The organism is Saccharothrix ecbatanensis, from assembly GCF_014205015.1.
GTDB lineage: Bacteria > Actinomycetota > Actinomycetes > Mycobacteriales > Pseudonocardiaceae > Actinosynnema > Actinosynnema ecbatanense.
This window is the reverse complement of sequence record NZ_JACHMO010000001.1, coordinates 7,520,139-7,546,843: the sequence shown is the minus strand read 5'-3', so window position 1 is coordinate 7,546,843 and position 26,705 is coordinate 7,520,139. Positions and strand designations below refer to the sequence as shown.

The 26,705-nt window shown below is 69.9% G+C and carries 32 protein-coding genes and 1 tRNA gene; 8 read left to right on the top strand and 25 right to left on the bottom strand.

Features of this window, described 5'->3' with window-relative positions; genetic code table 11:
• Positions 1-64 precede the first annotated feature (64 nt).
• Entirely contained in the window at positions 65-628 is a 564-nt protein-coding gene (locus F4560_RS32980; RefSeq protein WP_184926815.1) for a ferritin, read from the top strand.
• 56 nt (positions 629-684) lie between these two features.
• Here the strand turns inward: F4560_RS32980 and F4560_RS32975 are convergent, their stop codons facing one another.
• The 6 genes from F4560_RS32975 to F4560_RS32950 form a co-directional block, all read right to left on the bottom strand.
• Positions 685-1,194, bottom strand: coding sequence for a hypothetical protein (locus F4560_RS32975; protein ID WP_184926813.1), 510 nt, complete (start codon positions 1,192-1,194; stop codon positions 685-687).
• Entirely contained in the window at positions 1,191-1,862 is a 672-nt protein-coding gene (locus tag F4560_RS32970; protein ID WP_184926811.1) for a hypothetical protein, read from the bottom strand. The genes F4560_RS32975 and F4560_RS32970 overlap by 4 nt, the downstream gene beginning before the upstream one ends.
• Entirely contained in the window at positions 1,859-2,398 is a 540-nt protein-coding gene (locus tag F4560_RS32965) for a SigE family RNA polymerase sigma factor (RefSeq protein WP_184929535.1), read from the bottom strand. The genes F4560_RS32970 and F4560_RS32965 overlap by 4 nt, the downstream gene beginning before the upstream one ends.
• A gap of 70 nt (positions 2,399-2,468) precedes the next feature.
• A complete protein-coding gene (locus F4560_RS32960) occupies positions 2,469-2,792 on the bottom strand; it encodes a DUF952 domain-containing protein (RefSeq protein WP_184926808.1) in 324 nt (107 codons plus the stop codon).
• A 72-nt stretch (positions 2,793-2,864) separates the two neighbouring features.
• Positions 2,865-3,809 (bottom strand): DUF5926 family protein, encoded by a 945-nt coding sequence (locus F4560_RS32955; RefSeq protein WP_184926806.1) that lies wholly within the window; start codon positions 3,807-3,809, stop codon positions 2,865-2,867.
• A gap of 18 nt (positions 3,810-3,827) precedes the next feature.
• A complete protein-coding gene (locus tag F4560_RS32950; RefSeq protein ID WP_184926804.1) occupies positions 3,828-4,535 on the bottom strand; it encodes a glycerophosphodiester phosphodiesterase in 708 nt (235 codons plus the stop codon).
• A gap of 94 nt (positions 4,536-4,629) precedes the next feature.
• Between F4560_RS32950 and F4560_RS32945 the strand changes: the two genes are divergently transcribed.
• Positions 4,630-5,871 (top strand): cytochrome P450, encoded by a 1,242-nt coding sequence (locus F4560_RS32945; RefSeq protein ID WP_184926802.1) that lies wholly within the window; start codon positions 4,630-4,632, stop codon positions 5,869-5,871.
• Here F4560_RS32945 and F4560_RS32940 read toward each other — a convergent pair whose 3' ends face one another.
• The 4 genes from F4560_RS32940 to F4560_RS32925 form a co-directional block, all read right to left on the bottom strand.
• On the bottom strand, positions 5,872-6,888 hold the full coding sequence (locus F4560_RS32940) for a glycerophosphodiester phosphodiesterase (protein ID WP_184926800.1): 1,017 nt from the start codon (positions 6,886-6,888) through the stop codon (positions 5,872-5,874).
• Between the two features lie 25 nt (positions 6,889-6,913).
• On the bottom strand, positions 6,914-7,186 hold the full coding sequence (locus F4560_RS32935; protein WP_184926798.1) for a DUF397 domain-containing protein: 273 nt from the start codon (positions 7,184-7,186) through the stop codon (positions 6,914-6,916).
• An 8-nt stretch (positions 7,187-7,194) separates the two neighbouring features.
• Complete coding sequence (locus tag F4560_RS32930; protein WP_184926796.1) at positions 7,195-7,539, bottom strand: DUF5753 domain-containing protein; 345 nt, start codon at positions 7,537-7,539, stop codon at positions 7,195-7,197.
• A gap of 336 nt (positions 7,540-7,875) precedes the next feature.
• The gene (locus F4560_RS32925; RefSeq protein ID WP_184926794.1) at positions 7,876-8,757 is read right to left on the bottom strand and encodes a sigma-70 family RNA polymerase sigma factor; all 882 of its coding nucleotides are present in this window, start codon (positions 8,755-8,757) and stop codon (positions 7,876-7,878) included.
• A gap of 76 nt (positions 8,758-8,833) precedes the next feature.
• Here F4560_RS32925 and F4560_RS32920 point away from each other — a divergent pair, with 76 nt between their 5' ends.
• A complete protein-coding gene (locus F4560_RS32920; protein ID WP_184926792.1) occupies positions 8,834-9,604 on the top strand; it encodes an SDR family oxidoreductase in 771 nt (256 codons plus the stop codon).
• Between the two features lie 208 nt (positions 9,605-9,812).
• Here F4560_RS32920 and F4560_RS32915 read toward each other — a convergent pair whose 3' ends face one another.
• The 8 genes from F4560_RS32915 to F4560_RS32880 all read right to left on the bottom strand — a co-directional run bounded on the left by F4560_RS32915 (position 9,813) and on the right by F4560_RS32880 (position 17,531).
• Complete coding sequence (locus F4560_RS32915) at positions 9,813-10,718, bottom strand: DUF4328 domain-containing protein (RefSeq protein WP_184926790.1); 906 nt, start codon at positions 10,716-10,718, stop codon at positions 9,813-9,815.
• Between the two features lies 1 nt (position 10,719).
• Positions 10,720-11,058: a rhodanese-like domain-containing protein gene (locus F4560_RS32910; RefSeq protein WP_184926788.1), complete on the bottom strand. Its 339-nt coding sequence runs from the start codon at positions 11,056-11,058 to the stop codon at positions 10,720-10,722.
• Positions 11,059-11,167: 109 nt separating this feature from the next.
• On the bottom strand, positions 11,168-12,754 hold the full coding sequence (locus F4560_RS32905; RefSeq protein ID WP_184926786.1) for a monocarboxylic acid transporter: 1,587 nt from the start codon (positions 12,752-12,754) through the stop codon (positions 11,168-11,170).
• Positions 12,751-13,098, bottom strand: coding sequence for a DUF485 domain-containing protein (locus F4560_RS32900; RefSeq protein WP_184926784.1), 348 nt, complete (start codon positions 13,096-13,098; stop codon positions 12,751-12,753). The genes F4560_RS32905 and F4560_RS32900 overlap by 4 nt, the downstream gene beginning before the upstream one ends.
• A 405-nt stretch (positions 13,099-13,503) precedes the next feature.
• On the bottom strand, positions 13,504-15,270 hold the full coding sequence (locus tag F4560_RS32895) for a sodium/solute symporter (protein ID WP_221484980.1): 1,767 nt from the start codon (positions 15,268-15,270) through the stop codon (positions 13,504-13,506).
• Positions 15,271-15,305: 35 nt separating this feature from the next.
• Entirely contained in the window at positions 15,306-15,746 is a 441-nt protein-coding gene (locus F4560_RS32890; protein ID WP_184926780.1) for a hypothetical protein, read from the bottom strand.
• Positions 15,743-16,603 carry a LytR/AlgR family response regulator transcription factor gene (locus F4560_RS32885; protein WP_184926778.1) on the bottom strand — a complete coding sequence of 287 codons (861 nt, stop codon included), beginning with the start codon at positions 16,601-16,603 and terminating at the stop codon, positions 15,743-15,745. Before F4560_RS32885 ends, F4560_RS32890 begins: the two co-directional genes overlap by 4 nt.
• A 61-nt stretch (positions 16,604-16,664) precedes the next feature.
• A complete protein-coding gene (locus tag F4560_RS32880) occupies positions 16,665-17,531 on the bottom strand; it encodes a S49 family peptidase (RefSeq protein WP_184926776.1) in 867 nt (288 codons plus the stop codon).
• 73 nt (positions 17,532-17,604) lie between these two features.
• On the opposite strand from F4560_RS32880, the gene F4560_RS32875 reads away from it, so the two are divergent.
• On the top strand, positions 17,605-17,772 hold the full coding sequence (locus tag F4560_RS32875; RefSeq protein WP_184926774.1) for a hypothetical protein: 168 nt from the start codon (positions 17,605-17,607) through the stop codon (positions 17,770-17,772).
• A 3-nt stretch (positions 17,773-17,775) separates the two neighbouring features.
• Here the strand turns inward: F4560_RS32875 and F4560_RS32870 are convergent, their stop codons facing one another.
• The 5 genes from F4560_RS32870 to F4560_RS32850 all read right to left on the bottom strand — a co-directional run bounded on the left by F4560_RS32870 (position 17,776) and on the right by F4560_RS32850 (position 22,350).
• Positions 17,776-19,035 carry a sensor histidine kinase gene (locus F4560_RS32870; protein WP_184926772.1) on the bottom strand — a complete coding sequence of 420 codons (1,260 nt, stop codon included), beginning with the start codon at positions 19,033-19,035 and terminating at the stop codon, positions 17,776-17,778.
• 170 nt (positions 19,036-19,205) lie between these two features.
• Positions 19,206-19,475, bottom strand: a complete 270-nt coding sequence (locus F4560_RS32865; RefSeq protein WP_184926770.1) for a hypothetical protein — start codon at positions 19,473-19,475, stop codon at positions 19,206-19,208.
• 96 nt (positions 19,476-19,571) lie between these two features.
• A complete protein-coding gene (locus F4560_RS32860) occupies positions 19,572-20,435 on the bottom strand; it encodes an Fpg/Nei family DNA glycosylase (RefSeq protein ID WP_184926768.1) in 864 nt (287 codons plus the stop codon).
• A 27-nt stretch (positions 20,436-20,462) separates the two neighbouring features.
• Complete coding sequence (locus F4560_RS32855; protein WP_184926766.1) at positions 20,463-20,897, bottom strand: DUF983 domain-containing protein; 435 nt, start codon at positions 20,895-20,897, stop codon at positions 20,463-20,465.
• Between the two features lie 85 nt (positions 20,898-20,982).
• Entirely contained in the window at positions 20,983-22,350 is a 1,368-nt protein-coding gene (locus tag F4560_RS32850) for a sigma-70 family RNA polymerase sigma factor (protein WP_184926764.1), read from the bottom strand.
• A gap of 246 nt (positions 22,351-22,596) precedes the next feature.
• Here F4560_RS32850 and F4560_RS32845 point away from each other — a divergent pair, with 246 nt between their 5' ends.
• From F4560_RS32845 to F4560_RS32830, 4 genes are all read left to right on the top strand, one after another.
• Positions 22,597-23,022: a DUF7674 family protein gene (locus F4560_RS32845; protein ID WP_184926762.1), complete on the top strand. Its 426-nt coding sequence runs from the start codon at positions 22,597-22,599 to the stop codon at positions 23,020-23,022.
• Positions 23,023-23,035: 13 nt separating this feature from the next.
• Positions 23,036-23,108 (top strand) — tRNA-Gly (locus tag F4560_RS32840).
• A gap of 146 nt (positions 23,109-23,254) precedes the next feature.
• Positions 23,255-23,680, top strand: a complete 426-nt coding sequence (locus F4560_RS32835; protein WP_184926760.1) for an OsmC family peroxiredoxin — start codon at positions 23,255-23,257, stop codon at positions 23,678-23,680.
• Positions 23,681-23,780: 100 nt separating this feature from the next.
• Positions 23,781-24,200 carry a hypothetical protein gene (locus F4560_RS32830; RefSeq protein ID WP_184926758.1) on the top strand — a complete coding sequence of 140 codons (420 nt, stop codon included), beginning with the start codon at positions 23,781-23,783 and terminating at the stop codon, positions 24,198-24,200.
• An 85-nt stretch (positions 24,201-24,285) separates the two neighbouring features.
• Here the strand turns inward: F4560_RS32830 and F4560_RS32825 are convergent, their stop codons facing one another.
• On the bottom strand, positions 24,286-24,780 hold the full coding sequence (locus tag F4560_RS32825; protein ID WP_184926756.1) for a hypothetical protein: 495 nt from the start codon (positions 24,778-24,780) through the stop codon (positions 24,286-24,288).
• Between the two features lie 53 nt (positions 24,781-24,833).
• Entirely contained in the window at positions 24,834-26,585 is a 1,752-nt protein-coding gene (locus F4560_RS32820; protein WP_184926753.1) for an ABC transporter ATP-binding protein, read from the bottom strand.
• Between the last annotated feature and the right edge of the window lie 120 nt (positions 26,586-26,705).

Sequence of the window (26,705 nt, the reverse complement as noted above, 5' to 3'; positions counted from 1 at the left end):
TTTCCTTACTCTCCATAGCCTTACCTCAAATGCATTAAAGCGCACTTTCGGTTATTCTCACAGCATGGCGGTCAACCTGAAGAAGATTTCCCCCGCACGTGCGACGAAGTTCCACGACCTGCTCCAACAGCAGGTGCGCAACGAGTTCACGGCATCGCACCAGTACGTGGCCGTCGCGGTCTGGTACGACGCCAACGACCTGCCCCGGCTGGCCTCGCACTTTTACCAGCAGGCGTTGGAAGAGCGTAACCACGCGCTGATGATCGTGCGGTACCTGATGGACAACGGGCTGCCGGTGACCATTCCCGGTGTGGCCGACGTGCGCAACGACTTCGCCGGCCCGCGTGACCCGATCGCGCTCGCGCTGGAGCAGGAGAAGACGGTCACCGAGCAGATCGTGACGCTCGCCAAGACCGCCCGCGACGAGGGCGACTACCTCGGCGAGCAGTTCCTCCAGTGGTTCCTCAAGGAACAGGTGGAGGAGGTCGCGTCGATGACCACGCTGCTGACCGTGATGGACCGCGCCGAGGGCAACCTGTTCCACGTCGAGAACTTCCTCGTCCGCGAGAGCGTCGGCGAGGAGGGCGCAGACCCGACCGCGCCCAGGGTCGCCGGCGGGGCCCTCTAAATCCCGAACTCGGAAACGCCCGTCACCGCACTGGTGACGGGCGTTTTCCGCTGGGCTCAGCTCAGGCATCTCCGGTCGGGCCGGCTCAACTCGATACCGGTGACCGTGTCGCCCGCGTTGATGAAGTAGAACCGGTACCGCGCGCTGGCGTCCAACAGCTGGTTGAAGCCGTGCTGGTCCTGCTCCGCCTTTGGGTAGAGCTGGTGCATGCGCGCCCGCGAATCACCGATGCGCAGACCGTCCGTGGTGCGGACGCCCGCCTCGATCCGCACCTCCACCGCGACACCGTCCATGATGCCCACCCAGCCCCGCACGGCCTTCAACGTGTAGGCGACGCACGAGAACTCCGGCTCGTTCGCCTCACCGCCGATCTCGCCGGTGGCCTGGAGTTCGGCGGGTGTCATGCCCAGCCGCACCTTCCCGATCCCGCCGGCGTCGAGCACCGGGGTGTCGTCCACCTCGACCGTCTCGCTGACGGTGATCGTGACCGGCGGCAGGGCCGGAGGCGTGACCATGTCGCACGACGTCAGCAGGACCAGGAGCAACGCCCCGACGACGGATCTCACTTGTCCCCCAGATCGCAGTCGTGGTCGATCGACTCCATCCGCACGGACGTCACCTTGCCTGCGGCGTCCAACGGGAGCACGTACTGCCAGGCGGGCGTGCCGGGCATCGGGACGGTCAGCAGGTCGTGCTGCCGCCACACCGCCGTCGGGTAGCGGGTCAGCACCTCGTCCGTGGACGACCCCACACCGACCCCGGACGGCGTCACGCTCAACGCCGGCAGCGTGACCCGCACGACGCCGTGCCGAGGGGACACCACGACGGCCTCACCCTGGACGGCCCCCGTCGAGTAGTAGTCGCACGTGTCCATCCGCACGGGGTAGAGCACGGTGTTCACGCCCCCCAGGTCCTGGCGGGTCATGCCGAGCGCCATGCCGCCGTAACTCCCGGGTTCCGTCGGCCTCGACGGCGCCACCGACACGGTCACCGTCTCCACCACCGTGGACCGCGAGGGAGACGCCGGTTCGCTGACCAGCCGCCCGATCCCGCTCACCGCGACACCCCCCGCGACCAGCACCGTCAACGAGAACGACGCCGCCACCGCGGTCCGCGTCCGCCGTCGCCGACGTGCCCCCGCCATGATCTCGTCGGCCGCGTCCGGAGGGGCGCGCACGTCGAGGCGCTCGTCGGCGAACAGTTCGCGCAGCCGGTCGTCGAGTTCCACGGTCACCCCTCCTCCAGCCTCTTGCGCAACGTGGCCATCGCCCGGCTGTTCTGGCTCTTGACGGTGCCCGGCGAGATGCCGAGCGTGGCCGCGATCTCCAGCTCCGACAGGCCCTCGTAGAACCGCAGCACCACCACCGCCCGCTGCCGGGGCGGGAGGTCGCGGAGGGCCTGCCACAGCGGCTCGTGCTCCAGCCGGTCGACCCCCGACACGCCGACCACGTCCGGGAAGTCGGCGACCAGCCGCTCCCGACGATGCCGCCGCCACCGGCTGACGTGCGCGTTCGCCATCGAACGGCGTGCGTACGCGAGCGGCTCGACGCCTTTGCGACGCACCAGCGAGGCCCACCGCGCGCCCAGCTTCTCCAGCACGGTCTGCACCAGGTCGGCGGCATCGTGCGGATTGCCGGTCAACGCGTGGCCGTACCGCAGCAGGGTCGGCAGCGACGTCCGGACGAATTCCCCGAAATCCGCCCGGACGTCCACTTCCACCCACTCGACCGGCAGGACCGCCGTCACCCCGTTTCCCCCCTCCGGCGGCATCCCGACCGCCGTCAGGACGTTCACGCGCGAAGCGGGCTCCGGGTTGTCGCCCGGAAGGTCACAAATCAGGTCACAGAACGGGCAACGGGCGGAACGCGCCGTCAGTGTCGGGCGTGAACTCGTGCACGGCCACCACCGCGTCGGCCGGGATCGGCCCGTAGACGTGCGGGAACCACGGGCCGTCCTCGGTCTCCCCCGGCTCCCACAGCACCGGGAGTCCGCCGGGGTCGACCACCAGCAGCACGAGGTCGTGCCGGTTCGGGTACAGGCGGTTCGCGGGCAGGTGCACGGTGCCGGGGTCCGAGCAGTGCACGAACCCGTCCGGGTCGAGCGGGATCGCGCCGTCCTCGCGGTCACGCGTCCAGTCGGCCTTCGGGCTGATCCGCAGGATCACGCCGCCTCCTAGTTGTCCACAGGAACCTGTGGACAAAGCTGGGGATACCTGTGGACAGGTTCCGCGCGGTGGTCAGCGCAGGGTGATCTGCCGCCCGCGCAGGCCGTCCCGCGAACGCCGTTCCGGCTCGGTGAGCGGTTCGGTGTCGAGGCTGGTCAGGGCGTCCTGCAAACGCTTGCCCAACGCCTCCGCGCCCGGTGCCCACTCGCTGGAGTGCAGCTCCCGGTCGAGGTCCCACACCGGCACGAGCAGGCCGTGCGCGCGGAACGATCCCGCGTACCGGGAGCCCTCGCCGAGGTCCAGTTCACCGCGCACGGACAGCCGCGCGAGGGCCGCGAGCAACGTCTCCTCGGACTCGGGACGGACCCAGCGCAGGTGCGCCTTGTCGCCCGCGTCGACCCAGTAGGCCGCGTGGACGCCGGGCGCGTCGAGGCGCTCGGTGGGCAGGATGGCGGCGTTGGCGCGTTCCAGGGACAGGGCGACGTCGCCGGTGGGCTCGTTGTCCGGCGGCAGCCACCACGCGAAGTCGGGGTGCAGCTCGGGGCTCAACGTGGCCTCGGGGTCGAGCAGGTCCTGGAGCCGGCCGGGGTTCGTGCCGTCGTCCGGGCCGACGACCGCGAGCGCGTCACCGGTCTCGGCGGTCAGCGCCCACTGCACGGCGCGGGCCAGGTCGCGGCTCAGGTCGCCGGAGCGGGTCTGCACCTGGAGGCCGACGAACGCGGTGCCGTCCGCGCGGACCAGACCGGCCGCCGCCATCGGCAGCACGGTGGCCAGCACGATCTCGCGTGCGCCTTCCTTGAGCGGCAGCTTGACCGTGGCCGAGGGCACGAACTCGCGCAGCGCGATCAGCTCGGCCTCGGCGGCCAGGCCCTCGAACGGGCGGGAGACGATCACGTCCGCGCCACCGCCGGCACCGCCGTGGCACGCCTTGTATCGCTTGCCGGAGCCGCACGGGCACGGCTGCCGCGGGTTGACGCCGTCCGCCGGCTTGTTCTTCACGGCTGTCCGCTTCGCCACCGCGCGCCTCCTCGGTCCTCAGGGCTGGTCGGGCGTCAAGTTAGCCGCAAGGTGCGCGCGCGTTTCGTCCGGGTTGTTGGTGGCGAGGAACCGGACGCCGCGCTCGCGGCACAACGCGATGTCGGCCGGATCGTCCGCGGTCCACGTGTAGACGCCCTCACCCCGGTCCGGGTGACGCCTGAGCAGGTCAACGCCCGGTCCGGCGTAGTCCGCGAACCGGGGCCGTGCCCGGGGCCACAGCCGGTCGTAGAGCAGCACGGTCGGCAGGTCGGGGCGCAGCTGCTTGAACCGGTTCACGGCGAACACGGAGAACGACATCATCACCGCGTCGACCCGATGCCGGTCCAGCTCCTCGGCGAGCGAGCGCTCCACGTCTCCGCGATACCGGACGGGGTGCTTGGTCTCGATGAACAGGCGGGTGCCGTGGTCGGCCGCCAGCCCGAGCAGCGCGTCCAACGTCAGCACGTCGGCGGGCTCGCCGCCGTGCCAGCTGCCGAAGTCGTGCCGGCGCAGCTCCGCCAACGTCAGCTCGCTGACCACGCCGGACCCGTCGCTGGTCCGGTCGATGGTGCGGTCGTGCACGCACACGAGGTGCCCGTCCTTGGTGAGCCGCACGTCGCACTCCAGCCCGTCCGCGCCCTGCCGCAGGGCCAGTTCGTACGCGGCGAGGGTGTGTTCGGGGCGGCGGGTGGACGCACCGCGATGGGCGACGACTTCAGGTGACACGACTCCGGATGCTCCTGGTGCAGTACCGATCAGGTCAACTTCGACTACCGCACGTCACAGCTCCCTGAATATTTGAAGGAACAACCACATCCCGATGGACGAATCCCGCGCGCACGACCTACCGTCCGTCAACGTGGCCTCTTTCGACCAGCACGACCTGGCTTTCATCGCGGACCCCTACCCCGCGTTCGCCGCGATGCGCGCCCAAGGCGAGGTGCACTGGCACGAGCGGATGCGCGTCCCGATGGCGGTCTCGCACGCGGCGGCGTCGGCCGTGCTCAGGCACCGGTCGCTGGGCCGGATCTGGAACGACGCGAAGCCGGTCGAGCAGTTCACCGCGTTCAACCTGCTGCACCGCAACTCGCTGCTGGAGAACGAGCCGCCCACCCACGGTCGGCTGCGCAGGCTCGTCGCCGCCGCGTTCGGGCGTGGTCACGTGGAGCGGCTGCGGCCGTGGATCGCGGACCTGGCGGACCGGCTGGTGGACGGGCTGGTGGCGGAGATCAGGTCGGAGGGGCGGGCGGACCTGCTGACCCACGTGGCGTCACCGCTGCCGGTCGAGGTGATCGCCGAACTGCTCGGGGTGCCCACGCCGGACCGACCGCTGCTCCAGCCGTGGTCCAACGCGATCGTGAAGATGTACGAGTACGGGCTGCCCGAGGACAAGCGTGCGGCGGCCGAGAAGGCGTCGACGGAGTTCGTCGCCTACCTGCGGGAACTGGTCGCGTTGCGGCGCAGGTCGCCCGGTGACGACATGGTGTCCGACCTGGTGGCGGTGACGGACACGGACGGCGCGAAGCTGACCGAGGACGAGCTGGTGGCGACGGCCGTGCTGCTGCTGATGGCCGGTCACGAGGCCACCGTGAACGTCATCGGCAACGGCGTCCGGGCGTTGATGAAACACCCGTCCGAGTGGCGTCGCCTGGTGGACGATCACAGCCTGCTGCCCACGGCGGTGGAAGAGCTGATCCGGTACGACTCGCCGTTGCAGCTGTTCGAGCGGACCGCCACCGAGCCCGTCACCATCGCCGGGTACGAGTTGGTCCCGGGCCAGAAGATCGCCGCGCTGCTCGGCTCGGCGGCCCGTGACCCGCTCGTCTTCGCGTCGCCGGACACGTTCGACGTCAGCCGCAAGACCAACCCGCACCTGGGCTTCGGCATGGGCATCCACTACTGCCTGGGCGCCCCGCTGGCCCGGATCGAGGTCCAGGCGGCCCTGGCCTCCCTGACCCGCAAGCTGCCCGGCGCCGAGTTGGCCGCCGAGCCGCGTCGCAAGGCCGAGTTCGTCATCCGCGGCCTGCACGACCTGCCGCTCACCAGCTCTGACCAGCCCTGACTAGCCCTTGAACGGGTACTTCTTCGGGAGCTTGAAACCGCGCTCGGCCATCACCGTGCGGAGGCGGTCCGGGTAGTCGGTGATGATGCCGTCCACGCCGTCGTCGATCAGCTTGTGCATGGTTGGCATGTCGTTGATGGTCCACGGAACGACCTTCAGGCCGTGCGCGTGCGCCTCGTCCACCAGGGCTTTCGTGGTGAACGGGACGTAGTCCGGGTCGCCGACCGCGCCGCCTTGCGGGTTGCCGTGGACCGGCGAGAGGGCGGACGCGCCGAAGCTCTTCACGGCCTTGACCACGCTGCCGCCGAAGTCCTCCAGCTTGAGGCCACCCGTCCACGGGGAGCCGGGGCGGAGGAACTCGGGCTGGGTGAGGGCGACCAGCGGGATGCGCGGTTCGGCCTCGGCCCACAGCATCAGGGTGCCCCAGTCGAAGGACTGGATGGTGACGTTGCGGAAGAAGCCGGACTTGCGGATCTCGCGGGCGGTGACCGCCACGAACTGCTCGCGCGGGGCGGTCTCGTGCGGCGCGGCGGCTTCGACCTTGGTCTCGATGTTGAACTTGACGTTGAACGCGCGGTGGTCGCGGGCCAGCGCGAAGACCTCGGCAAGGGTCGGCATCTTCGCGCCGGGGGACAGCTCCTGGTCCGGGTGGCGGTCCCAGCGGCGCGAGCCGCAGTCCAGGGTGCGGACCTGGTCGAACGTCAGATCCTTCACGTACTTGCCCGCGTACGGGAACGCCGGGTCGCCGGGGAAGGCGGGGGCGGTGTCGATGCACTTGGTGGGGTTCGTCTTGCGGTCGTGGGTGACGACTTCGCGGCCGTCCTTGGTGATCTGGACGTCCAGTTCGAGGGTTGTGACGCCGAGTTCGAGCGCCTTGCCGAACGCCGCCAACGTGCTCTCGACCGTCAACCCGATGCCGCCACGGTGGGCCTGGAGATCGAACTTCTTGTCGCTCTCGGCGCCGGCCACGCCTGGGACCAGCACGATCAGGGTCAAAGCCACCACAAGTGCCCGCATGGGGGTCACGGTGGCACGCGGGCTGTTAGGAGCCCAACCTCCGGAGGAAGAACGACCACTGAACAGCGGGAAACGCGAGCGTTGCGGCATCCGGGTTCTTCGAGTCCCGGACGGCTACGGCAGGGCCGGCAAAGGCGACCTCGACACAGTTGGTGTTACTGGCCCCGCCACTACGGGTGCTCTTCCGCCACGCCGCGTCCACGAACGCCACCTCGACGCAGTTCGCGTTGCTGGCGCCGCTGCTCCGACTGCTCTTCCGCCACACGGCGCCCGAGAGGTCCACAGTGGACACAGCCATCGCCTCTTTCACTCCGCCAGGATCCGCTCGATCAGGGCAATCGACTCCTCGGGGCCCAACGCCTGGGAAGCCAAGTGCGCGAAGGCAAGTTCAGCCTCCCTGAGCTGTGGCATGTCCTCGATGTGGAGCGCTCCGAACAAGTACTCGATGTAGAGCACTTCCGGTTCGTCGGGCTCTGGAAAGCCCAGCAGCGTGAAGCCACCGATCATGCTCAGGTGCGCCCCGCGCCCGTTCGCCAGCACGCGGATCGCCACGTTCGGCAGCTCGGCCATTCGACGCAGGTGTTCCAGTTGTTCGCGCATCACCTCGGGGCCGCCCACGATCTTCCGCAGCGCGGACTCTTTGGCGCGCATCCGGGCGAGCTTCTTCCCCAACCGACGGCGACGGAACGGTGGCGGAGTGGGCACAGGGCAGCATGATCCGCCGGAACGCGGCGAAGCGGGATTCCCGCCGCGCTTCACCACATCCGGTGGATCTCCCGGCGGGACATTCGGCCCATGGAAGCGAACCTGTTCAGCCTCGTGGACCCGACCGACTCGACCCGGATCTTCGCCTGGGGCATGGAGATCGTCGAGGACGACTCGACCAACACCGTCGTCTACCGCCGTGATCCCGACTCCGGACGGACGTTCATCGGGCAGCACTCGTCCGCCGAGTCGGCTCTCACCCGGTATGGCAGGCGCGTCCCACTAGCTCTCGTCTGGGAGTACGAGGAGCTTGTGGAGGCGTTCGGAATCGGCCAGCACGTCGATCGCGACGATCTTGCCGTCCGTGACGGTGAAGCCCATGACCGACAGGGGACGTCCGTTGGCCGTGACGACGACTCCGGCGGTGCCGTTGACCAGCGCCGGACGGGCGAACTCGTACAGCTTGCCGAAGGTGACCGCCTGGCCGGCCACGGTGTCGGCGCCGGAGAGGACCACGGTGTTGCGGGAGCCGACGCCGGCGTCGGAGCGGAGCACGACAGCGGGGTCGAGCACGGCGACTAGTGCGCCGAAGTCACCGTCTCGTGCGGCGGCGAAGAAGGCGTTGACGACTTCGCGCTGGAGGGTGAGGTCGGCGTCGGGAACGGGGGCGCGGTCCTGCACCCGTCGACGTGCCCGGCTGGCCAGTTGCCTGGTCGCGGCCGGGGAGCGTTCGAGCATCGTGGCGATGTCCTCGAACGGGACGGCGAACATGTCGTGGAGCACGAACGCGAGCCGTTCGGCGGGCGCGAGGGTGTCGAGGACGACCAGCAGCGCCAGCCCGACCTCGTCGGCCAGCACCGCTTGGTACTCGGGGTCGCCGCCGTCGTCGTAGCTGATGACCGGGTCGGGCATGTGCAGTTCGAACGAGTCTTCGCGGCGCTGCTCGCGGGAGCGGAGGACGTTCAGGCAGAGGCGTGCGGCCACGGTGGTCAGCCAGGCGCCGAGGTTCTCCACTTGGTGGACGTCGGTGCGGGCGAGTCGGAGCCAGGCGTCCTGGACGGCGTCGTCGGCCTCGGCCACCGACCCGAGCATCCGGTAGGCCATCGCGCGCAGCCGTGCCCGGTGCTCTTCGAAACGTTCGGCCAGCCGATCGCCTTCGTCCACCGTGTCACATTCCTTCCTCGCGGCGGGTCATGGCAGTAGATCCACGAAATCTGACCACTACCCGTTCGGAGGAACAATGACATCCATCCTGGTCACCGGTGGCACGGGCACTCTCGGGCGGCTCGTCACGCCGCTGTTGGCGGAGGCCGGCGGGAAGGTGCGGCTGCTCAGCCGTCAGCCGCACGAGCCGGTGGACGGCGTCGAGTACGTGACCGGTGATCTGGTCAAGGACGAGGGCCTGGATGCTGCCGTCTACGGCGCCGAGGTGATCGTCCACCTCGCCGGTGGGCCGAAGGGTGACGCCGAGGCGACCGCGAACCTGGTGCGTGCGGCGTCGAAGGCCGGTGGGGTGCGGCACCTGGTGTACATCTCGGTCATCGGAGCCGACCGCGTGCCGCTGGGGTGGTTCGGCGGCAAGTTGGGGGCGGAGCGGGCGGTGGTGGAGTCGGGGCTGCCGTGGACGACGCTGCGTGCCGCCCAGTTCCACGACCTGGTGCTGACGGTGGTGGAGAAGATGGCGAAGCTGCCGGTGGTGCCGGTTCCTGGTGGGTTGAGGTTCCAGCCGGTCGACGCGCGGGACGTGGCGGACCGGTTGGTGGGGTTGGCGCTCGGTGAGCCGGCCGGGCTGGTGCCGGATCTGGCCGGGCCGACGGTGTACGGGATGGGTGACTTGGTGCGCGGCTACCTGGAGCTGCGGGGCAAGCGTCGGCCGATGTTGCCGGTTCGGATGCCGGGGAAGGCCGGTCGCGCTTATCGGGCCGGCGAGAACCTGTCGCTGGAGGGTGCGGAGGTCGGTGGGCGGACCTGGGAGGACTTCCTGGCCGACCGGGTGTTCGCGGGTCGGTGACGGACTGGGCTTGAGATCAATCCGGCACCCTGGCGGGGCCTGAGCGTTGAATTCGGGGGTCCTGAACGTAGGACTCACAGGTCCTGAACGTAGGACTCACGGGACCTGAACGTAGGACTCACGAGACTTGAGCGTTCGACACGCGGGACCTGAGCGTTCGACTCGCGCGGTCTGAGCGGGCGGGGTATGGGGGTGGGGCGGGGGGGGGTTAGCGGGGGGAGCCTGAGGGGCGGGTTGCTCGGAGGGTGGGTGCTGGGGCGTCCTTGACGTCCACCACGCGCATGCGGCGGATGGCGCCGGCGTCTACCGGCAGCAGCAGCGTGGTGATGCGGCGGACCACTACGGCCGTCACGACCGCCACGGCGGCGGCCAGGAGGTCGGCGACGGCGTGGAAGAGCACCCCGTCGGCCAACGCCTGCACGCTGGACCGGAACGACCAGATCACCGTGAACGCGAAGAACAGGCCCATCGCCGCCCACAGGCCCCACCACCACCGGACGACCTTGGACGGTCTCGGGCGGGTTGTCCCAGGTAGGCGCAGTGCCGCGTGCTCCAGCTCGGCCAGCACGGCACCGGGCACGATCAGGTTCACACCGGGCACGACGAGGCTGATCAGCACCTCGCGGTCCGACCTCGACGGCCGGTAGCCCGCGTCCGTCGCCGCGGCGTTCCGCGCCCGGCGCAGCCACAGCAGGGTGAACACCAGCCCCATCCCGCAGGCCACGAACGTCACCACCGACGACGACACGACCATCGCATCGGACACCCCGACCGTGGTCGAGGACAGCGCCCCGTAGCGGCTGAGCAGCAACAACACGTAACGCCAGATCTCGCTGCCCGCCGCCCACAGCGCCGTCACCGCGGCCAGCCCCAGGGCGTGGGTCGCGGTGCGGGCCACACGCTGGGCCTGCGCGATCGTGTCCACGGGCCGGTCGTCGTCCGTCGCCACGGACGTGGGCCAGCGCCACGCCAGCAGCGGGAAACCCCAGCGCGGTGGCACCGGGTACGACGGCGGCCCGGTGTAGCCGCGGCGTGGCACGCCGGGGCGACGCTGCGTGTAGGCGCCGGGTGGCGGGCTCGCCACCCAGTCCACGCGCATCGGTCGCAGCGCCATGTCAGATGACCTCGGGCTCCGCGCCGTCGACTTCACCGACCAGCGGACGACCTGACACGGCCCACACCTGCATACCGCCGTCGACGTTCGTCGCGTCCCAGCCGTTGGCGTTCAGGTACTGCGTGACCCGCGCGGAACGGCCGCCGGCGCGGCACAACACGTAGAACTCGGCGTCACCCGGGAGCTCGCTCAACCGGCCGGCCAACTCGCTCATCGGGATGTGCAGCGCGCCCGGGGCGTGGCCGGCCACCCACTCGTCGGCTTCACGCACGTCGAGCAGCACCTTGCCCGCCGGCAGCTCGGCCGGCACCTCGGACACTTCAACGCTGGGAACGGTCACGGGTCCATGCTGCCATGGGGGTGATAAACCGGGGATAAGGAAGCACACCGGCCGCCTTCCCTCGAAGGGATGACGGCCGGCGTGGTCTCCAGGCGGAGGAAGCGACGGACTAGTGGGCGGTCGCCTTCTCGGCGCCGACGCCCGTGAGCGCCCGCACCTCCATCTCCGCGTACTTCTCCTTGTCGTCTTCCTTCGACAGCACGGTGCCGAGGTAGCCGAGCAGGAATGCCACCGGGATCGACACGATGCCCGGGTTGGACAACGGGAACAACGCGAAGTCGGCGTCCTTGAACATCGACTTCGGGGTGCCGGACACCGCGGGCGACAGGACGATCAACGTGATCGTCACCGCGAGACCGCCGTAGATGCTCCACAGCGCGCCGGAGGTGTTGAACTTCTTCCAGAACAGCGAGTAGAGGATGGTCGGCAGGTTCGCCGACGCCGCCACCGCGAACGCGAGGGCCACCAGGAACGCGATGTTCTGGCCGTTGGCCGCGATACCGCCGAGGATCGACACGATGCCGATCACGATGGCGGTCCGCCGCGCGACCTTGACCTCGGCGTCCTTGTCCTCCGCCTCACCCTTCTTGATGATGTTGGCGTAGATGTCGTGCGCGAACGACGCCGAAGCGGTGATCGTCAGACCGGCCACCACCGCGAGGATCGTGGCGAACGCGACCGCCGCGATCAGGCCCAGCAGCAGCGGGCCGCCGAGCGCCTCGGCCAGCAGCGGGGCCGCCGAGTTCGGGCCACCAGGAGCCGCACTGATCTTGTCCGCACCCACCAACGCCGCCGCGCCGTAGCCCAGGACCAGCGTGAACAGGTAGAACAGGCCGATCAGCCAGATCGCCCAGACCACCGAGCGGCGGGCTTCCTTGGCGGTCGGCACGGTGTAGAAGCGCATCAGGATGTGCGGCAGACCGGCGGTGCCGAGCACCAGGGCGAGGGCCAGCGACAGGAAGTCCAGCTTGGACGTGCCGTCCTTGCCGTACGCCAGGCCGGGGCCGAGCAGCTTCTCGCCGGCCTTGGGCGCGTTGTCCACGGCCGCGCCGAGCAGGCTGGACAGGTTCATGCCGTACTTGCCGAGCACCCAGAGCGTCATCACGCCGGCGCCGACGATCAGCAGCACCGCCTTGATGATCTGGACCCAGGTGGTGCCCTTCATGCCGCCGATGAGCACGTACGCGATCATCAGGGCGCCGACGACCGCGATGACGATCGCCTGGCCGAACTTGCCGGTGATGCCGAGCAGCAGCGCGACCAGGCCGCCCGCGCCCGCCATCTGCGCCAGCAGGTAGAAGAACGACACGGCCATGGTCGACGTCGCCGCCGCCGCGCGCACCGGGCGCTGGCGCATGCGGAAGGCCAGCACGTCGCCCATCGTGTACTTGCCGGTGTTGCGCAGCAGTTCGGCGACCAGCAGCAGGGCGATGAGCCATGCGACCAGGAAGCCGATCGAGTACAGGAAGCCGTCGTAGCCGTTCAGCGCGATCGCACCCGCGATGCCGAGGAACGACGCCGCGGACAGGTAGTCACCCGCGATGGCGATGCCGTTCTGGGGACCCGTGAACGCACGGCCCGCGGCGAGGTAGTCGGCGGCCGTCTTGGTGTTGCGGCTGGCCCGGATCACGACGACCAGGGTTGCCGCGACGAAGACGCCGAAGATGCCGATGTTGAGCAGGGCGCTGCCGTTCACGCTTGACCCCCTTCAAGCTCGTTGCGGAGCTTCTCCGCCAAAGGGTCGAGGTTCTTGTTCGCGTGCCGCACGTACAGCGTCGTGATGACGAACGTCGACACGAACTGGAGCAGGCCGAGGATCAGGCCCACGTTGATATTGCCGACGACCTTGGTCGACATGAAGCCGTGCGCGTAGTCGGCGAGGAGCACGTACGCCACGTACCAGGCCAAGAACAGGCCTGCCATGGGGAAGACGAAGCTCCGAAGCCGCCGGCGCAGCTCGACGAAGTCGGGGCTGTTCTGGACATCTACCCAGACGTGATCGCCCTGGGCATCGGGGGTGTGCTGCTCAGAGGTGCTCACGGTCCCCTCCTCGCGTACTTGACGACGGTGTGAACGACACGTAAGTCCTCCTGGTGCGTTCCTGATACGCGGTGCACCGTAGGGAGACCTGGCTCACGCGAGAAAGACCTTTCGTGGCTGCTTGCGCTCAACTGTCGAGTGATGCGATGAGCGGTAGGAATGCTGAGACGAACAACCACTCCGGTGATCAGAATCACCGGTAACCAGATCGGTGGGCATATCTTCACCCGATTGAGACCTATAGGAACTCTGCGCAAGCCCGACGGAGGCCCGGCCGGTATCGCGCTGGTCATCCAGGGTGAACGGTCGGCGGGCTGCCGGACGGGCGGTCCAGACCTCTGCCGGCGGCACGAAACCCGGCGTGAGCGAACTCACGACCGCACGCCCGCTCGGGCCGACCGGCGCTCAATGCAGCGGCGGTGACGGGGAGTCGTCGCGGCGCACGCCGTCCTCTTGGCGGGACTTCTCGTCCTCCGTGTCGAACCGCTGCACGTCCCGGTCCCGCATGAACCCCAGCGGATCGGGCGCGTGCAGCCGGAGCAGGATCCGGCTGACGTCCTCGGGCCGCCGGCGCGCGGTCAGCTTGCTGATCATGATCATGGTCAGGAACGCCACGGGCACCGTCACCAGCGCCGGCTGCGAGAACACCGGCGACGCCCAGTGCCCGGTGTACGAGCTGGCCACGGTCACCACCTGCGACCCGATCACCAGCCCGCCGCCGACCACCAGCCCGGACATCGCGCCGACCCACGTCAGCCCGCGCCACCAGATGCCCAGCAGCAGCAACGGGCAGAACGTCGACGCCGCCAGCGCGAACGACATCGCCACCGTCAACGACGCGTCCGCCCCGGGCAGCACCAGCGCGAGCAGGACCCCGACCACGCCCGTGACCACCGTCGCCCACCGGAAGTCGCGCACCTTGCCCGGCAGGATGTCGGTGGACACCACGCCCGCCACCGACACCACGAGCCCCGACGACGTGGACAGGAACGCCGCGAACGCGCCCGCCGCCACGATCGCGCCCAGCACCTGGCCCAGCAGGTTCGGCTGCATCGTGCTCGGCAGCAGCAGCACCGCCGCGTCCGTCTTGCCGGTCACCAGGAGCTGCGGCAGGTACTGGCGGGAGATCACGCCCAGCACGGTCGGGAAGAGGTAGAAGAGGCCCAGCAGGTACAGCACGTGCAGCGCCGTGCGCCGCGCCGCCCGCCCGTCCGGGTTCGTGTAGAAGCGCACCAGGATGTGCGGCAGCCCCATCGTGCCCAGGAACGTGGCGAAGATCAGCGAGTACGTCTCGAACAGCCCGGACAGGCCCTCGGTCTGGGGCCGCAGCCAGTCGTGGTTCGACGTCGGCGAGCCCTCCACCACCGGCACCGGCGAGCCCTCGGTGAACCGCAACTCGGTCTGCTCGCCCACCTCGTACAGGCCGGGCGTCCAGTACACCGGGCCGTCCGTGTACGACCCGTTCAGCATCCCGGTCGCGGACAGCTCCATCGCCACCTCGACCCGGACCCGCACGTCGTCGACGGTGGTCACCTTCGCGTTCTCGGGGAACCGCAGCACACCCGACGAGTCCACCGGCTGCGCCCCGTTGCCCGGCCCGCCGAGGAACAGCACGAACAGCACGAACGTCGGCGCGGCGATCGCGAAGAGCTTGCCCCAGTACTGGAACGCCTGCACCAGGGTGATCGCCCGCATCCCGCCGCCGAGGACGTTCACCACCACGATCGCGATCACCACCACGACGCCCAGCCACGCGGGCAGGCCGGTGATCGTGTTCAGCGTCAACCCGGCCGACTGCAACTGCGGCACCAGGTACAGCACGCCGATGCAGATCACGAAGAACGTGCAGAACTTCCGCAGCCGCGTCGACCCCAGCCGCGCCTCGGCGAAGTCCGGCAACGTGTACGCGCCCGACCGCCGCAGCGGCGCGGCCACGAACAGCATCATCGCCAGATATCCCGCGGTGAAGCCGATCGGGTACCAGAGGGCGTCGATGCCGTCCTTCAGCACGAGCCCCGCCACGCCCAGGAACGACGCCGCGGACAGGTATTCGCCGGAGATCGCGGCGGCGTTGCGGGTGGCCGGCACGGCGCGGCGGGCCACCAGGAAGTCCGGTGTCGTGTTCGCGCGGCGGGAACCCACGTAGCCCAACAGGAACGTCAGCACCGCCATGACGCCGACGAGCACCAGGCTCCACGGTGTCTGGATCACCGGTCCACCGAATTCACGAAGTCCTGCTCATGCCTCTCCGCCATCCCCCGGTACACGTAGCCGACGCCGTAGCAGAGCGGGAACGGCAGCAGGCCGAGCAGTAACCACGGCAGCCGCACGCCCACCAGCTGCACGTCCGACAGCCCCGGCAGGAGGTAGAACGCCACCGGCATCGACGCCAGGAACAGCAGCGTGCCGCCGCCCAGCAGCAGACCCGTGCGCAGCTGCTGCCGGATCAGGTCGCGGATCAGCTTCTCGCCGACGCTGGTCTGCTCCTCCAGCTCGATGATCGTGCGCAGCACGCGCCCACGTCCGCGCGGGTCCGCCAGCACCACCCGCCGGCGGCGGTTCTTGCGCGCCGACACCGACAGCCAGGCATCGCGTTCGCCCGGCTGCGGCTGATCCGGTTGGCCGGGAGGGCCGGAGTGCCTGGTCATCCCCAACTGCTCTTGGGGGGACGCACGATCCTCTCCTTCAGCTCACGCGTGTGCCGCCGGCTGACCGGCAGCTCCTTCGCGCCGTCGCCGGAGCCGATCACCACCGCGTACCCGTTCGACGTCATCCGCAGCTCGGTCACCAGCGGCAGCGCCACCAGGAACGAGCGGTGGATCCGGACGAACCCGGCGTTCTCCCAGCGCTCTTCCAGCTGCGCCAACGGGATGCGCACCAGGTGGCTCGACCCGTCGCTGGTGTGCAGGCGCGCGTAGTCGCCCTGCGCTTCGACGTAGCGGACGGTGGCCCGGGGCACGAGCTTGATGGTGCCACCCAGCTCGACCGGGATCACCTCGTCGTCCTGCGGTTCCGCCGCGGTGGGCTCTGGGGTGACCGCCGGTGTCGCCGCGACCCGCTCGACGACCCGCGAGATCGCCTTGTTGATCCGGTCCTCGTTGATCGGCTTGGTCACGAAGTCCAAGGCGCCCACCTCGAACGCCACCACGGCCTCCGAGTGCTCGACCCCCGTGACGAACACCAACGCCGGTGGCGCGCGGAACGCGCCGAGCACGCGCGCGAGATCCGTGCCGCTCAGGCCGGGCATGTTGATGTCGGCGAACACGGCGTCGACCGGCGGTAGCCCCGCCCTGGTGCGGTCCATCACCTCGACGTCGTAGTCACCCCGGAGGATGCGCAGTGCCTCGGCCGCGTCGAAGGCCGTGAGCACACGCCGAATGTGCGGGCTGCTCTCAAGCAGGTACTTGATCTCGCTCAGACCGGGTGCCTCGTCGTCCACCGCCAGAACGAGGAGGCCGGTGTTGTCCGCGCGATTGCTCACTGGGGTACTCACTGTGCCGCGCATCTTGCCGACCCGGTGGGGTCGCTGTCTACGCCGGTTGCCGGACGGGCGCGAGGCCGTGACCTCACAAGCCGAATCGCGACCAGCGCGCCCGCTCTTCCAGCGCCGCCAACCCCTCCACCAGGAAGTCGCCCGATCGGGTGGTCGCGCCGGCGAGTCCGAGGCGGGCGAGCAGGGGTCGGCGCGGCTCGGCGATCGCGATCTCCGCGCCCGGGTAGCGCTTGGCGACGATGCCGCGCATGGTGCCGACGCCGTCCACCAGGCCGAGTTCGAGCGCCTTCGCCCCGGTCCACACCTCGCCGTTGAACAGCTCGTCGTCAGTGCCCTTGAGCTTCGCGCCGCGGCGTTCCCTGACCCAGGCGGCGAACTGCTCGTGCATCTGCGCCTGGAGGCCCTTCAGCCACTCGACGTCCTCCGCCTTCTCCGGGCTGAACGGGTCGAGGCGGACCTTGTTCTCGCCCGCCGTGTGCACGCGCCGTTCGACGCCGTAGCGCTCGATCAGGCCGTTGAGGCCGAAACCCGCGCTCACCACGCCGATCGAGCCCACCAGGGACGTGCCGTGCGCGTAGATCTCGTCGCCCGCGCAGGCCAGCCAGTAGCCGCCGGACGCCGCCAGGTCCTCGCAGAACGCCAGGACGGGCACCTTCTTCTTCGCGGCCAGCTCGCGGATCCGTTCGGCGACCAGGGCCGACTGGGTCGGCGCGCCGCCCGGCGAGTTGATCAGCAGCGCGACGGCGACCAGCCGGTCGTGCTCGAACGCGCGGGTCAGCGCGCTCTCCACGTTCTGCATGTTGATGGTGTTGCGGGCCATCGGCGTCGGCGTCGGCGTGATGACGCCGTGCAGGCGGACGGCGGCCACGACGGGTCCGCGCTCGGTCCGCTCGCTCACGATCCTGGGCAGCCGGGCCGCGATCTTGTCCGTGACGCTCATGGCTTCGACCTTACGTGGGCTCCCACGTCCGGTGCACCCTGGAAGCACCGGCGGACACGGCTAACATCGAGCGGTGACGTTCAACCCGATCCGCTGGCTCGAGCGCTACGTCGAGTGGTGGGACGTCCGGGGCAGGCAGAACGCGGACGGCCCGACCGCGATGCACGTCTACTGGATGTGGGTCGCGTGGAGCGTCTGCGCGGTCATGATGGTCACCGTGCTGGCGATCGCCGCCGCCTGATCGTCAGGCGCGCACGACGGGCTGTTCGGTGGTGTCCTCCAGCCGTGGCGGCACGATGGGCAGGTTCGTCCGCACGCCCGGCCGGTACTTGGGGATCTTCAGGATGATCTTCATGCCGGCGTCCGGCGCGGTCTCCACGACCAGCGCGTAGTCGTCGCCGAACACCGCGCGCATCCGGTGGTTGATGTTGCCGATGCCGACGTGCGCCCCGGTCTGGTGGGCGTCCTTCAGGTCCTCGAAGAGCCGGTCCGGGTCCATGCCGACACCGTCGTCCTCGACCGAGATCAGCGCCTCGGCGCCGTTGTCCTCGGCGATGATCGTCAGCTCACCGCCGCCGGGCTTCTTCGCCAGCCCGTGCCGGACCGCGTTCTCCACCAACGGCTGCAACACCAGGAACGGCAGGACGACCTGGAGCACCTCGGGCGCGACCTTCAGCCGCACGTTCAGCCTCGGCCCGTACCGCGCCTGCTCGATGGTCAGGTAGCGGTGGATGTTCTTCAGCTCGTCGGACAACGTGGTGAAGAAGCCGTCGGTGCGGAACGAGTAGCGGGTGAACTCGGCGAACTCCTGCAACAGCTCGCGCGCGTGCGCCGGGTCGGTGCGGATCAGCGACGAGATCGTGTTCAGCGCGTTGTAGACGAAGTGCGGCGAGATCTGCGCCCGCAGCGCCCGGACCTCGGCCTGCGCCAACGCCTGCCGCGACTTCTGGAGCACTTCCAGCTCCAGCTGCGTGGAGACGAACCGCGCGGTCTCCTCCGCCATCCGGATCTGCCGCTTGTTCGCCACGCCGCTGACCACGATCAGCGTGCCGGCGACCTCGTTCTCCACCACCAGGGGCACGATCACGGCGGTGTGCAGCGAGCACGGGCCGGGCAGTTCGCAGTCCAGCTTGCGGTGCTCGACGTGCTCCTTGTGTCCCTCCCCGATGGCTCGCTCGATGTAGGTACGAAGAAACTCGTAGTGGTCGTTCGCGCCGCCGTCCCACGACAGCAACGTGCCCTCGTGGTCGGTGATGCCGACCGCGACGCACCGCAGCATCTCGCGCAGGTGCGGAGTGGCTTTGTTGGCCGCGTCCTCGGTCAGGCCTTCGCGCAGGTCGGCCGACGCCTTGGACATGCGGTGCAGCATGTCCATCACGGCGTCCTCGACGGACGTGCTCACACGGCGGGCACGGCACAGCATCACGAAGAGGCCGAGGACGGCCAGGCTCGCGATGAGGCCGAGCACAGCGCGCTCGGTCAGGAGGTCCCGCACGGCGTCCATGCTGTTCCGTGGTGGCCCCATAGGCAAGGGGATGGGACCGGTGAGACAGGCCCATCCGATGAATTGGCGGCAACCGTGGCGGTCTGTTTACCCGATCGGGTGATCCGCGGGTGTAACGATCACGGAGAGTGCGTGCGCTCCGATCACTCACGCCGCAGCCGTCGACCGCGTCAGGTCGTCGTGGTGGTCGTGGTGGTGGTCGAGGTCGGGCCGCCCGACTTCTTGCACCCCAGCTGTTTCACCAGGTGTTCGAGCGCCGGGTGGTCGAAGAGGTCCAGGTCCTTCAACACGCGGCAGATCACCTTCGAGACCTCGTCCTGGTTCAGCACCGCCGGTTCCTTCGCCTCCGGCGCGGCGGCCGAGACGGCGATGGTCGATCCGGCGAACGTGGCCAGCCCCATGGTGACCCCGATCAACGCGGCGGCGAGACGCTGGTTCATGACTCCTCCAAGTGGTCGGTCTGACACCTGGAGGAACTACCCGCGATCGGCGGGCTCAGCCGACGAACGGCCTAAGCCACACGACCGTGTGCACTCTTACTTGAGCAACCGCGACAGCCGCCGGTCGGCGAGCGGCTTGCCGCCTGTCTGGCACTTCGGGCAGTACTGGAACGCCTTGTCCGCGAACGACACCTCGCGGACCGTGTCACCGCACACCGGGCACGGCAGACCGGTCCGCGCGTGCACCCGCAGCCCGGACCGCTTCTCGCCCTTCAACGTCGCCGCCGACTGGCCGACCGACCGCGCCACCGCGTCGTTCAGCACGCCCACCAGCGCCTCGTGCAGCCGGTCCAACGCCTCCGCGGGCAGCTTCCCCGCCGTCGCGTACGGCGACAGCCTGGCCGTGTGCATGATCTCGTCGGAGTAGGCGTTGCCGACGCCCGCCATCAGCGTCTGGTCCGTCAACGCGGTCTTCAGCCGCTCGGTGCGGCCGGCGAACAGGTCTTCGAGCTGGGTGCGCGTGACCGACAGCGCGTCCGGCCCCAGCCGGGCGATGCCCGGGACGTCCGCCGGGTCGTTCACCACCCACGCGGCCAGGCCCTTCTTCGTGCCGGCCTCGGTCAGGTCGAACCCCGGCCCCTCCCCCGGCGGACCGAGGTGCAGGCGCAGCGCCAGCGGACCGCGGCCCGGCTTGGGCGGCGCCGCCGACAGGTGCTCGGACCAGCGCAGCCACCCGGCCCGCGCCAGGTGCACCACCAGGTGCAGGCCGTCGCAGTCCAGGTCGAGGTGCTTGCCGAACCGGCCCGCGCCCGTGACCTCGCGGCCCTGGAGCTCGGTCCAGGGCGGCGTGAACGTCTTCAGCACCTGCAACGACGCGACGTCCACCCGGTGCACACGTCGTCCGACGGCGTGCTCGCGCAGGTGGTGGGCGAGCGCCTCGACCTCGGGGAGTTCCGGCACGCGAACAGTGTCACCCGGCGAGGGCGATCAGTCGACCGGTTGCAGCGGACCGTCCAGGTCGGGCAGCGAGTACATCTCGATCTTGCGGGCCACGTTGGCGACCTCGTTGCGCACGGTCAGGAAACCGCGCACCGAGCCGACCCAGCGCTCCGGCGGCAGCTCCTCGGTCTTCTTCGACTCGGCGGCCACCCGCCACGGCCGGCGCACCGCCCAGCGGACCGGGAAGAACAGGAACACCAGGATCAGCGCCAGGATCAGCCACCCCGGCACGACCACGTCCGTCGGTGTCCAGGACACCAGCACGACGCCCATCACGACGACGATCGCGAGCATCAGCACGCCCGGCCCGTAACCGCCGCTCACATCGTGTTCGAAGTCGGCGTCGGCAGACGGGTTGCGCCACTCGATCTGACTGCGCACCGTCCACATCCGGCCGTCCGCGCCGCGCACCAGCCGCGTCATCACCGTCTCCTCAAGACGTCGAGCGATCACTCAGCGTTTCCCACGCTACCGGCAAAGTCTTGCACCTCGTGGGTGAACCCCGCAGTCACGCGGGGTCGAGGCGGCTCGGCGTCGGCTTGAGGACCACGGTCGTCGTGGTGGCGGTCGGCTGCGGCGGTTCGTCCGTCTTGGCCGTGTCGGTGGTGGTGACCGTGCTGGTCGCCGTGGTGGTCCCGGTGGTGCTGATCAGGATCTCCGGGCCGGGCTGGGACGTGGTGATCGCGGACGACGCCGTGCCGACCGGCAGGGTGCGGGGTTCGGCCGGGACGGTCGACGTCGACGTGCCCGTCGGGGGTGCGGCCAGGGCGGCACCGGACGTGGTCGTCGGCGCCGAGCGCTTCGGCTGGACGGTCTTCGTGTGCACGACGTGCTGGGCTTCGGGGGACGTCGCGCTGGTCGCCGTGCCGGTCACGGTCGTGGTCGGGCCGGTCGAGCACAGCGCCAGCACGTTCTCGCCGGGCGCGCCGTCGGGACCGGACTGGACCAGGCCCGGACCGGGCGCGCCGGTGAACGTGCCGGCCACCATCCCGAACAGGCCGACGGCGGCGACCGAGGCGGCGGCGGCGAACACCAGCTTCACCCGGCCGGTGAGGAGCGCGGCCTTGCTCATCACCGCGGAACCCAGCGCCGTCGGGCCGAGAACGGCCGGTGCGAGCAACGCGGTCGCGGCGACCGGCACGGCGATGCTCGCCGCGTGCGCCCGGAGCGTCGAGCAGACCTCGGCCAGCTCGGCGTGCAGCGCGTTGCACGAGGCGCACGTCTGGAGGTGCTTGCGGATGCGCTTCTGCTCGCCGCCCTGCGACCCGCCGGCCGTGTACACGCCGAGCTTGGCGACCACCGAGCTGCACGCGCGCGGCCCGGCGTCCTCGGCCAGGTGCGCCTGCAAGTACGCCGCGCGCAGCCCTTCACGGGCACGGCGGGCCAGCGCGGCCATCGCGTTCGGGCTCAGGCCGAAGTTGGGCGCGACCGCGGCGGGCCGCTCGCCCTCCACCTCGACCTGCCACAGCACCGTGCGCCACCGCTCGGGCAGGCTGGTGAACGCGCGGGAGATCAGCGCGTGCTCCGGCCGGTTCGCCGTGACGTCCGGGAACGGCTCGACGCGGCGGCTCAGCTCGTCGTCCTCCACCGGCACGTCCCGCCGCCGCGCGCTCCACTCCCACGCCACCCGGCGTGCGACGGTCAGCAGGTAGGTGCGGACGTGGTCGGTCGGGCCGTTGCCCCGGCGGATCGCCTGGAGGACCCGGAAGAACGCCTCGGCGGTCAGGTCGTCGGCCTCGGCGTGCTCGCGCACGTGCCGGAGGGCGAACCTGCGGACGGCGTCCGCGTGCCGGGTGAACAGCTCGCCGAACGCGCCGTCGTCACCCGCCCTGAGCCTGGCGAGCAGTTCCCGGTCGAAATCGGCATCGTCCGCCATCCCGCCCGGCACCTCCCACCCGCCTGTGGTCCAGTGGTCAAGATGCCACAGTCGGCTGATTCCGGGCCGAAGTGATAGCGAGCCGATACCGAAGACCCTACGGACGGCGTGGGCCGTTCGGGCTAGCCAGGGCACCTGACTACCGCAATCGGGCGCTAGCGGTCGGTGACGGGGCGGTCACGGGTGGGCGTCAGGTGATGGGCGACCGGGCGGCAACGGCGGCCGCGGCGGGTAACCTCCTGCCGCGTGGTCGATTGGCGCACAAGGGCTTCCGCCCTCCTCCCCGAGCTGAGCGCCGTTGTCGAGCGCGAGTCGTGGTCCTGCCACGTGTTCCTGTCCGAGTTGTGGCAACTCGCGCTGGAGGCGCACCGGGAGGGCGACCGCGAGGTGCTCGGCCGGGTGTACGGGTTCGCGCACTGGTGCTTCCGGCAGCCGGAGCGGTTCCTGTCCGACGCGTCCGTGGTGAGCTTCTACGAGCACGTGTTCGACGAGTGGGAGCTGTGCGACGAGGTGGCGCCGTGGCTGCCCGCCGAGGTGGTCGACCGGGTCCGGCCGCTGTGGGAGTGGCGGTGGTCCAAGGAGCGGTTGTCCGAGGTCGACCGGCTGTTGGCCGAGTCGGGGCCCCTGGCGGGCAACCCCCCTGTCGAAACCACCTTTGAACGTCCGGTATAGTTCTCCGCAACAGGCGGATGTAGCGCAGTTGGTAGCGCATCACCTTGCCAAGGTGAGGGTCGCGAGTTCGAGTCTCGTCATCCGCTCTTACAAGACCCCCGGTGCACGCACCGGGGGTCTTTTCGTGCGTTCCCGGTCACAGCGCACGTCGATCACGTCCTGCGGCGCCCGCCGATGATGCCCATTAGGTTGATCCCGAAGGGTTTTCCTCATCGAAGACGGAGTTGCAGACATGGCCACCACCCGCAAGGCGACCACGCACTGGGAAGGCAACCTGCTGGAGGGCAAGGGCAGCGTCGCCCTGGAGTCGTCGGGCATCGGCACGTTCGACGTGAGCTGGCCGTCCCGCGCCGAGGCCGCGAACGGCAAGACCAGCCCGGAAGAGCTGATCGCCGCCGCCCACTCGTCCTGCTACTCGATGGCGCTGTCGCACGGCCTCGCGCAGGCGGGCACCCCGCCGCAGCAGGTCGACACCTCGGCCGAGGTGACGTTCCAGCCGGGCACCGGCATCACCGGCATCCACCTGACCGTCACCGCGGTCGTGCCCGGCCTCGACGCCGAGGGTTTCGCGGCGGCTGCCGAGAACGCCAAGAAGAACTGCCCGGTCAGCCAGGCGCTGACGGGCACCGAGATCACGTTGACCGCCACCCTGGCGTGACCCGATGACTCTGGTACCGGCCTGATACCCGAAGTGTCGGGCCGGTACCAGATGTCCCGAAGGATTTGACCCGACCGGGTGAGGCCGGTAGTCGTTGTGGATGCTCACCGCGCTGGGTGGTTCCGGACGGCTGGCCTTCGGCGCGTTGGTAGGCGCGGCGTTGGCGGCGCTCCTCGTGTCCCAGGCGGCCGTGGCGAAGTCCCCGCAGGGCCTGCCGCCGCCGAACGGCGGTGAGATCGTGGTCGTCAAGCGCAGCGGCCAACCGAGCCGGACGGTGACCGTGACCGGCGTCAGTTCGTCCTCGTCGTCGTCGTCGTCGCAGTCCAGCTCCTCGACCACGACCACCACCGCGTCGAGCACGACGACCACGACGACGGACACCGCGGCGACCACCACGGGCGTCACCACCACGACGACCACCACCGCGGTGCGGCCGACCACGACCACCACGCGGCGGCCCACCACGACGACGACCACGACCACGACGACCCGCAAGCAGTGCGGGCTGATCTTCTGCTGATTCCCCCGCACCCGAACTTCCCCGGGACTGGATCACACAGCGTGTTTTGGCAAGATCGAGGCGTGACGTCCAGCCAGGTGCCCACTCAGACCCAGCGAAGCAACGACACCCCAACGGTCCGCATCCAGCCCGTCGCCGCCACCCACGATCCCGTTTGGCCCACGACCGAACCGATGACCGCGACGAACATCCCGCCGGTTCCGGCGTCTGCGAGCGCGTTCGAGCCCGGGAGGCCGCCGACCAACGGCCACGTCGTGCCCGGCCCGCCGAGTGCCACGACCAACGGCGCTGTCAACGGCGCTGTCAACAGGGCAAGCAACGGCTCGGTCAACGGGGCGAGCAACGGGGCGAGCAACGGCTCGGTCAACGGCGTTCCCGCCGCTCCTGTCCCGCTCCCCGCCCCTGTCCCGCCCGCAGCCGCCGCGCCCGTCGCGGAACCGACTCCCGACCCCACCCCGGCCCCCGCTGCCGCACCAGGCGCACCGGCCGCACCGGCCGCGGCCAAGCCGACCGAACCGGCGAAGCCACGCAGCCGACTGCGCCGGATCGCGCGGCGGATCGTCGGCCCGACCCTGCTCACCAAGAGGAACTGAAACCGGCGTGGGTTAGGCGAACCGGGCCAGGCGGACTGGGCTACGCGGACTGGGCGCGGGCGTAGAGCCCGTCCGTCCGGAGCAGTTCGTCGTGCGAGCCGATCTCCGCGATCCGGCCGTCCTCCATCACCACGATGCGGTCGGCGTTGCGGATCGTGGTGAGCCGGTGCGCCACCACGAACACGGTCCGGCCGTGCACGAGTCGGGCGAGCGCCTGCTGCACCAGCGCCTCGGACTTGTTGTCCAGCGCGGAGGTCGCCTCGTCCAGCACGAGCACCCTCGGGTCGCGGATCAGGGCGCGGGCGATGGCGAGCCGCTGCTTCTGGCCGCCGGACAGCCGTGCGCCGCGGTCGCCGACCACGGTGTCCAGGCCGGTCGGCAGGCGGTCGATGAACTCCAGGGCGTTGGCGTCGGCGAGGGCCTGGCGGACGACGTCCTCGGGCACGTCGTCCAGGCCGTAGGTGACGTTGTCCCGGATGGTGCCCTCGAACAGGATGGACTCCTGCGGCACGACCGAGACGAACTGCCGGTAGCTGCGCAGGTCCAGTGTCTCCATGTCGACACCGTCCAGCAGAATCCGACCCTCGGTCGGCCGGAGGAAGCCGATGACCAGGTTCAACGCCGTGGACTTGCCCGCGCCGGACGCGCCGATCAGCGCGATCGTCTCGCCCGGCCGCACGTCCAGGGTGAAGTCGCTGATCGAACTCCGCGTGGCCTCCGGGTAGGTGTACGCGACGTCCTCGAACCGCACGCCGCCGTGGACGACATCGACGTGCGCCTTGCCGGCGTTGTGCTCCAGGTCGGGCGCCTCCAGCACCTCGCCGAGCGACCGCACCGACTCCAGGCCCTTGCTGATCACCGGGGTGAGGCTCATCAGCATCGTGACCGCGCCGGTCAGCGAGGCGAAGTAGGCGCTGAGCATGACCACGTCACCGGGGGTGACGGCGAGCCAGCCGTGGTAGGCGGCGAGGGCGGAGCCGGCCAGGCAGCCGACGCCCAGGGCGTTGAGCAGGATCCAGGCGAGGGCGCCGAAGCGGACGTTGAGGCCGTCCAGCTTGAGGCTCGCGGCGAGGACTTGTCGGAGCGTGCCGTCCATGCGGTTGAGGGCGGTGCTTTCCAGGCCGTGGGCGCGGGTGATCGGGATGAGGGTGGTCATCTCGCCGACCCGGGACGACAGCTGCTCGACCTCGTGGCGGAACGACTCGTTGTACTCGCGCAGCCGGCCGCGCAGCCACATGACGAGGACTGCGGCGGCGGGGACGACGAGCAGGAAGACCGGCAGGAACGCGGGCACGGTCAGTCCGATGACCACCAGCGCGCCGGTCAACATGGCGACCGCCGAGAGGCCTTGGTCGCCGACCTGTTGGGTGGAGGTCTCGATGGCCTCGACGTCCCGGATGACCTTGGTCTGCAACACGCCGGCGCTGACGCGGGCGTGGTAGCCGATGGACAGCTGTTGCATGCGCCGGCTGAGCGCCGACCTCATCCGCATGCCCATGCGCCGGGCGCTGCCGTACCACCAGCGCGTGTAGAGGACGGCGAACGGGTAGTTGAGCACCAGCATGACCAGCAGGAGTCCCGCGCCGAGCCACATGCCGATGAGCGGTTTGCGCTCGACGACGACGTCGATGACGTGGGCCGTGATGACCGGGGTCAGCCAGGTGGGGCTGTGCTTGACGAAGAAGGCGCCCGCGCCGAGGAGGAGGTGGGTGCGGTCTTCGCGGAAGAGGTAGAGGAGGGTGCGGACGGGGTGCTCGCCGCGGTAGCGGTGGTCGAGCGGACCATCGGGCATGGTGCGGAAGCTCCTGAAACCGGGGGCCACGAAAAACCCACACCACGCCGTGCGGGGGAGCGCTCCCACATCCTAAGTGGCCGGTCCACCGGATTTCGCCTGGTCGAAGCGGACATGACC

What these genes read in the sequence shown, in the direction of transcription:
- F4560_RS32835 (WP_184926760.1), top strand. Translation starts at nt 23,255, where the DNA reads ATGGCCACCACCCGCAAGGCGACCACGCACTGGGAAGGCAACCTGCTG.
- F4560_RS32945 (WP_184926802.1), top strand. Translation starts at nt 4,630, where the DNA reads ATGGACGAATCCCGCGCGCACGACCTACCGTCCGTCAACGTGGCCTCT.
- F4560_RS32850 (WP_184926764.1), bottom strand. Translation starts at nt 22,350, where the DNA reads ATGGCGGACGATGCCGATTTCGACCGGGAACTGCTCGCCAGGCTCAGG.
- F4560_RS32890 (WP_184926780.1), bottom strand. Translation starts at nt 15,746, where the DNA reads ATGACCAGGCACTCCGGCCCTCCCGGCCAACCGGATCAGCCGCAGCCG.
- F4560_RS32865 (WP_184926770.1), bottom strand. Translation starts at nt 19,475, where the DNA reads ATGAACCAGCGTCTCGCCGCCGCGTTGATCGGGGTCACCATGGGGCTG.
- F4560_RS32940 (WP_184926800.1), bottom strand. Translation starts at nt 6,888, where the DNA reads ATGCGGGCACTTGTGGTGGCTTTGACCCTGATCGTGCTGGTCCCAGGC.
- F4560_RS32930 (WP_184926796.1), bottom strand. Translation starts at nt 7,539, where the DNA reads ATGCGCGCCAAAGAGTCCGCGCTGCGGAAGATCGTGGGCGGCCCCGAG.
- F4560_RS32980 (WP_184926815.1), top strand. Translation starts at nt 65, where the DNA reads ATGGCGGTCAACCTGAAGAAGATTTCCCCCGCACGTGCGACGAAGTTC.
- F4560_RS32935 (WP_184926798.1), bottom strand. Translation starts at nt 7,186, where the DNA reads ATGGCTGTGTCCACTGTGGACCTCTCGGGCGCCGTGTGGCGGAAGAGC.
- F4560_RS32855 (WP_184926766.1), bottom strand. Translation starts at nt 20,897, where the DNA reads ATGACGCGGCTGGTGCGCGGCGCGGACGGCCGGATGTGGACGGTGCGC.
- F4560_RS32885 (WP_184926778.1), bottom strand. Translation starts at nt 16,603, where the DNA reads ATGCGCGGCACAGTGAGTACCCCAGTGAGCAATCGCGCGGACAACACC.
- F4560_RS32915 (WP_184926790.1), bottom strand. Translation starts at nt 10,718, where the DNA reads ATGGCGCTGCGACCGATGCGCGTGGACTGGGTGGCGAGCCCGCCACCC.
- F4560_RS32870 (WP_184926772.1), bottom strand. Translation starts at nt 19,035, where the DNA reads ATGGACGCCGTGCGGGACCTCCTGACCGAGCGCGCTGTGCTCGGCCTC.
- F4560_RS32965 (WP_184929535.1), bottom strand. Translation starts at nt 2,398, where the DNA reads ATGCCGCCGGAGGGGGGAAACGGGGTGACGGCGGTCCTGCCGGTCGAG.
- F4560_RS32830 (WP_184926758.1), top strand. Translation starts at nt 23,781, where the DNA reads ATGCTCACCGCGCTGGGTGGTTCCGGACGGCTGGCCTTCGGCGCGTTG.
- F4560_RS32895 (WP_221484980.1), bottom strand. Translation starts at nt 15,270, where the DNA reads ATGGCGGTGCTGACGTTCCTGTTGGGCTACGTGGGTTCCCGCCGCGCG.
- F4560_RS32820 (WP_184926753.1), bottom strand. Translation starts at nt 26,585, where the DNA reads ATGCCCGATGGTCCGCTCGACCACCGCTACCGCGGCGAGCACCCCGTC.
- F4560_RS32920 (WP_184926792.1), top strand. Translation starts at nt 8,834, where the DNA reads ATGACATCCATCCTGGTCACCGGTGGCACGGGCACTCTCGGGCGGCTC.
- F4560_RS32880 (WP_184926776.1), bottom strand. Translation starts at nt 17,531, where the DNA reads ATGAGCGTCACGGACAAGATCGCGGCCCGGCTGCCCAGGATCGTGAGC.